The sequence below is a fragment of the Nitrincola sp. A-D6 genome (assembly GCF_000764495.1).
Lineage (GTDB): Bacteria > Pseudomonadota > Gammaproteobacteria > Pseudomonadales > Balneatricaceae > Nitrincola.
Genome location: NZ_JRLB01000107.1, coordinates 1 through 955 on the forward strand (window position 1 = coordinate 1; position 955 = coordinate 955).

Annotated in this window: 1 protein-coding gene; it reads left to right on the plus strand. The window is 51.6% G+C overall.

Translation table 11 applies throughout. The annotated features are described in order from the left end of the window. Positions 1-278: 278 nt before the first annotated feature. The gene (locus tag LH51_RS21725) at positions 279-854 is read left to right on the plus strand and encodes a hypothetical protein (RefSeq protein ID WP_036524612.1); all 576 of its coding nucleotides are present in this window, start codon (positions 279-281) and stop codon (positions 852-854) included. Positions 855-955 lie beyond the last annotated feature (101 nt).

Below are 955 nucleotides of genomic sequence, written 5' to 3' on the forward strand. Positions count from 1 at the left end.
CCCCCCGATCGCCCGGAGACCGGGCTCCTACAATATCGGCACCCTGTAGGAGCCCCTTGTGGGAGCCCGCTCTGCGGGCGAATGATGCCCCCCATCGCCCACACAGCGAGCTCCCACAGGATAAGAGTTAATAACCACTAAAAAAAAAGAGGTCTTGTAACCTGACCGTCTTTCTCTATAATTGCAATCGGCAATTTTGCCGTATCGGTGGCCGGGCGCAGCAGTCCTGGCCCAGCCATCAAAAAGCACACATATGGATATAAATCGAGGTTTCAAGAATGAAAAAGCTTATGCTTTGTGTAGTATTGATGGTGATATCGTTTACGCTTAATGCAGCAACGATTTCCATAAGCAACCCCACGGTTACCGCGGCAGGACTGTTTTCGCCAACAGTAACCAATACACATCTCAGCTCTACCCTCAGAATGGATCATTTCCGCTCAGGCTACCTGCTGGGTGGTCCAGTCAGTGTGGCATGGGATCTGGAGGCGGCTCAGGATAGTCGTTTTTCATTGGGAGTTTTTGGCTCAGGCACCTATGGCATGCATGGTAGTCTTTTGAAAGGCCCCTGGACTGTTTCTATTCTGGACAGTGAAGGTGCCGTGCTGAAATCGGGTAAGTTAGGTAGTGTATTTGATGCACTCCTGCTTAAAGCAGGTGACAGCATTACGGCTGTAGTATCAGGTAGTATTCGTCTGATAGGTTCCAAATCCTTCTCAACAACCCTGTTTCTCAGCAATATTGAAGTCTCTGAAGTGCCATTACCCGCTGCCGTATGGCTATTTGGCTCTGTATTGCTGGGTGGATTAGCTCTGCGGCGCCGTAAAGCCCAGCCGATGCCCATAGCTATCTGATAACAATGTAAATATTCGCCCGGAGACCGGGCTCCTACAATACCGGTGCCTTGTGGGAGCCCGCTGTGGGAGCCCGCTCCGCGGGCGAATGATGCCGGCAC

Bases quoted from the DNA above. Each gene is read 5' to 3' on its own strand.
- LH51_RS21725 (WP_036524612.1), top strand. From the start codon at position 279: ATGAAAAAGCTTATGCTTTGTGTAGTATTGATGGTGATATCGTTTACG.